4 protein-coding genes are annotated in these 4,518 nt (G+C 66.7%); all 4 read right to left on the bottom strand.

Going from position 1 to position 4,518, the window contains the following annotated elements:
• Positions 1-170: 170 nt before the first annotated feature.
• The gene (gene ilvC / locus H7290_RS09050) at positions 171-1,199 is read right to left on the bottom strand and encodes a ketol-acid reductoisomerase (protein ID WP_290513691.1); all 1,029 of its coding nucleotides are present in this window, start codon (positions 1,197-1,199) and stop codon (positions 171-173) included.
• 24 nt (positions 1,200-1,223) lie between these two features.
• Positions 1,224-1,754 (bottom strand): acetolactate synthase small subunit, encoded by a 531-nt coding sequence (ilvN, locus tag H7290_RS09045; protein ID WP_290513690.1) that lies wholly within the window; start codon positions 1,752-1,754, stop codon positions 1,224-1,226.
• Entirely contained in the window at positions 1,751-3,520 is a 1,770-nt protein-coding gene (locus tag H7290_RS09040; protein WP_290513692.1) for an acetolactate synthase large subunit, read from the bottom strand. The genes ilvN and H7290_RS09040 overlap by 4 nt, the downstream gene beginning before the upstream one ends.
• Before the next feature lie 232 nt (positions 3,521-3,752).
• Positions 3,753-4,379, bottom strand: coding sequence for a maleylpyruvate isomerase N-terminal domain-containing protein (locus H7290_RS09035; protein WP_290513689.1), 627 nt, complete (start codon positions 4,377-4,379; stop codon positions 3,753-3,755).
• Between the last annotated feature and the right edge of the window lie 139 nt (positions 4,380-4,518).

Raw genomic sequence — 4,518 nt, 5'->3', positions numbered from 1 at the left:
TTGGCCCCGGCGCGACCTCGAGCGCGACTTCTTCCTGATGGTCGTCGAGAAGCCTGCCTGACGGGCCAGGACGACACCAGCTCTGCTCCACGACGAAAGGGGCGACGCACCTGTCGGTGAGCCGCCCCTTCGTCGTCGCGCGACGTGGTGCTGTCGGAATGTGGTGCGGCCTAGCGGCCGGCCTCGCCCTCGACATAGTCGTTGTCCGAGCTCTTGACCCAGGACATGAGCCCGCGCAGCTGCTTGCCGACGGCCTCGATGGGGTGCTCGGCGCCCTTCTTGCGCAGCGCCAGGAACTCCGGTCCGCCGGCATCCTGGTCGTCGATGAACCGCTTGGCGAACGTGCCGTCCTGGATGTCCTTGAGCACGGCCTGCATGTTGGTCTTGACAGACGGGTCGATGACGCGGGGGCCTGAGACGTAGTCGCCGTACTCGGCGGTGTCTGAGACCGACCAGCGCTGCTTGGCGATACCGCCCTCGTAGATCAGGTCGACGATGAGCTTGAGCTCGTGCAGGACCTCGAAGTAGGCGACCTCCGGCTGGTAGCCGGCCTCGGTCAGCGTCTCGAACCCGTACATGATGAGCTGCGAGACACCTCCGCAGAGGACAGCCTGCTCGCCGAAGAGATCGGTCTCGGTCTCCTCCGTGAACGTCGTCTTGATGGCACCGGCGCGGGTGCCACCGATGGCCTTGGAGTACGAGAGCGCGAGGTCCCACGCCTTGCCGGTGGCATCCTGCTCGACGCCGATGATGTTGGGCACTCCGCGGCCCTCGACGAACTCACGACGGACGAGGTGACCGGGGCCCTTGGGGGCGACGAGCGCGACGTCGACGCCGGTCGGAGGCTTGATGTAGCCGTAGCGGATGTTGAACCCGTGCCCGAAGAACAGCGCGTCGCCGTCGACAAGGTTGGGCTCGATCGAGTCCTGATAGAGCTTGCGCTGAGCGGGGTCGGGGGCGAGGACGACGATGAGGTCGGCCTCCTCGACGGCCTCTGCCGGGTCGAGCACGCGCAGGCCCTCGGCCTCCGCCTTGGCGCGGCTCTTCGAACCGGGGAGCAGGCCGACGCGCACGTCGACCCCCGAGTCGCGCAGCGAGAGCGCGTGGGCGTGACCTTGGCTTCCGTAACCGAGGACGGCCACATGGCGTCCTTGGATGATGCTCAGGTCTGCGTCGTCGTCGTAAAACATTTCAGCCACTGGGTACGTCTCCTTGAGGGGTGTTCAGCCAGCTTGCGTGCCGGGGACGGCGCGCAGGGTGCGGTCGGTGATGGATCGGGATCCGCGGCCGATGGCCACGCGTCCCGACTGGGCGATCTCCCGGATGCCGAAGGGTTCGAGGACGTTCAGCATCGCGGTGAGCTTTCCCGCGTCTCCGGTTGCCTCGATCGTCACGGCATCGGTGGCAACGTCGACAACTTTAGCCCTGAAGAGCTGCACGGTCTCCAGCACCTGCCCCCGGGTCTGGGCGTCAGTCTTGACCTTGATCAGCATGAGCTCGCGCTCGACCGCGTTGTGCGAATCGAGCTCGACGATCTTCAGAACGTTGATGAGCTTGTTGAGCTGCTTGGTCACTTGTTCGAGCGGCAGCTCGTCGACGTTGACCACGATCGTCATGCGCGAGATCTCGGGGATCTCAGTCGGACCGACAGCCAGCGAGTCGATGTTGAAGCCGCGGCGCATGAAGAGGCTCGAGACGCGAGCCAGAACACCGGGGGTGTTCTCCACGAGCACACTCAATGTATGGGCAGTCACAGATCCTCCTCGTCCCAGGCCGGCGCGAGGTCGCGGGCGATCTGGATGGCGTCGTTGCTGGTGCCGGCATGGACCATGGGCCACACCATGGCGTCGCGCTCGACCACGAAGTCGATGACGACGGGCCGGTCGTTGATCGACATGGCTTTCTCGATCGTGGCGTCGAGGTCGGCTTCGCTGTCACAGCGCAGGCCCACACAACCGTAGGCATCGGCGAGCTTGACGAAGTCGGGAATGCGACGCGCGCCGATCGACTCGGGTCCGGTGTTGAGGTCGGTGTTGGAGTAGCGCCCTTCGTACAGGAGCGTCTGCCACTGGCGCACCATGCCGAGCGATGAGTTGTTGATGACCGCGACCTTGATCGGAATGCCCTCGATCGCGCAGGTCGCGAGCTCCTGGTTGGTCATCTGGAAGCAGCCGTCGCCGTCGATGGCCCACACCACGGTGCCGGGCAGCCCGATCTGCGCACCCATTGCGGCCGGCACGGCATAGCCCATCGTGCCGAGGCCGCCGGAGTTGAGCCACTGGCGCGGCCGCTCGTAGTCGACGTAGTGAGCGGCCCACATCTGGTGCTGACCCACCCCCGCGGTGTAGGTGGCCTCGGGCCCGGCGATGGCGCTGATGCGCTCGATGACGGTCTGTGGCGCCAGCCCGGTCTCGGGCTTGTCGTAGCCGACGGGGTACTTCGCCTTGATGCCGAGCATCTGGGTCTTCCACGCCGTGAAGTCGCCCTCCACGTCGTCCTCGGTGGCCTGTTTCTTCAGCGCCACGACAAGGTCGGAGATCACCTCGAGGCAGTCACCGACGATCGGGACGTCGGCGGTGCGGTTCTTCGAGATCTCGGCGGGGTCGATGTCGGCATGGATGATCTTCGCGAGCGGGGCGAACGTGGACAGCTGCCCCGTGACGCGGTCGTCGAAGCGCGCACCGAGTGAGATGAGCAGGTCGCTCTTCTGCAGGGCGGCCACCGCGGCCACCGTGCCGTGCATGCCGGGCATGCCCAGGTGCAGCTCGTGCGAGTCAGGGAACGCGCCACGCGCCATCAGCGTCGTGACGACGGGTATCTGGGTGAGCTCGGCCAGGACCCTCAGTGCTGCCGACGCGTCGGCCTTGATGACGCCACCGCCGACGTAGAGCACCGGACGCTCTGCCGCGGCGATGAGGCGCGCCGCCTCGCGGACCTGCTTGCCGTGCGGACGAGTCGTCGGACGGTAGCCCGGCAGGGCAAGCTCTGTCGGCCAGGTGAAGGTGGTCTCGGCCTGCAACGCGTCCTTGGAGATGTCGACGAGCACGGGACCGGGGCGACCCGTGCCGGCGATGTGGAACGCCTCAGCGATGACCAGCGGGATGTCGTCCGCGTTGGTCACGAGGAAGCTGTGCTTGGTGATCGGCATCGTGATGCCGCGGATGTCGGCCTCCTGGAAGGCATCCGACCCGTTGGAGGCGCTGGCGACCTGCCCCGTGATGGCGACGATCGGGACGGAGTCCATGTGCGCGTCGGCAATGGCGGTGACCAGGTTGGTGGCGCCGGGGCCGGAGGTTGCCATGCAGACGCCGACCTTGCCGGTGACCATGGCGTAGCCCTGTGCGGGGTGGCCGGCCCCCTGGTCGGGGCGGACGAGGATGTGCCGGATCTTCTCCGAGTCGAAGAGTGGGTCGTAGGCGGGCAGGATCGCGCCGCCCGGAATACCGAAGATCGTGTCGACCTCGGCGTGCTCCAGCGCCCGCACGAGGCTCTGCGCCCCCGTGAGCTGCTCGGTCATGATGTCGTCCTTCTGTTCGGGTCAATCGTAGGCCGTGTGCCAACCCGGCTGCCTGCATAAAAAAATCCCTCGGCCCCAGAGCTGCTTGACGGGGTTGATCGAGGGAGACGCGGGGCCGGGTCAGGCCATCGCGTCAGCGAAGTACTACAAGAATCTGCACTCCCTCAGTCTCGCCCTACCGGCGGCAGTGGTCAAGTGCTGAGACAAGACGTACCAGCATGTGGACTCCCCCGGTTCACAACAGCGGGAGGCTCGTGTCGTCGCTTGCGGTTCGACCCGTGGCCAGACGGATCCACGCCATCTCGTCCGTCACCTCAGGTGGCCGCCCGGTGGCGTCGATGTAAGCATCGATGAGCATCTGCGACACCTCGGTGACGACGTTGCCATTGATCGGCGCCGGGCCGACCTCGCGCACCGAACGCCCCAGGTCGTCGCCGTGCACCACGAGCTCGAGCAGCCGGGTCAGCACGAAGTCGTCAAGGGTGATCGCTCCGCGTCCACCACGGACGACCTCGGCGGTGAGCCCGTCGAGCGCACGAAACCCGAGCACGGCGCACCTGTCGACGCCGCCGAGCAGGTCACCGGTGAACGACCTCGACAGCTCGCGGGTGCCGCTGGCGATCTGCTGGGCGGCCGACTGATAGTGCGAGATGTATGACCGGATCGAGAGCGGGGTGGCGCCGGACGCGGGTCCGAGCAGCGTGAAGGCGAGGAACGACTGACCGGTGTGGGTGATGAGGTCCTGCACTGTCCACCCCTCGAGAGCACTCGGGTCGTCGAGATGCTCGAGCAGGCCCGAGTCCTCGATCCACGCCCGCAGTGCGGTCCACTGCTCGCGAAGGAGGTCGCGAACAATCACCATGGCGAGGCCTCGTAGTCCTTCAGGAAGACCCCGTTCACGTCGTCACCGGCTTCGCCTCGCACGATCGGGTCGTAGACCCGAGCGGCGCCGTCGACGAGGTCGAGCGGAGCCTTGAACCCTTCCTCGGCGAGGCGGACCT

This window comes from Aeromicrobium sp. (assembly GCF_014378035.1).
Classification (GTDB): domain Bacteria; phylum Actinomycetota; class Actinomycetes; order Propionibacteriales; family Nocardioidaceae; genus Aeromicrobium.
This window is presented reverse-complemented; position numbering and strand designations above follow the sequence as displayed.

Bases quoted from the DNA above. Each gene is read 5' to 3' on its own strand.
- H7290_RS09035 (WP_290513689.1), bottom strand. From the start codon at position 4,379: ATGGTGATTGTTCGCGACCTCCTTCGCGAGCAGTGGACCGCACTGCGG.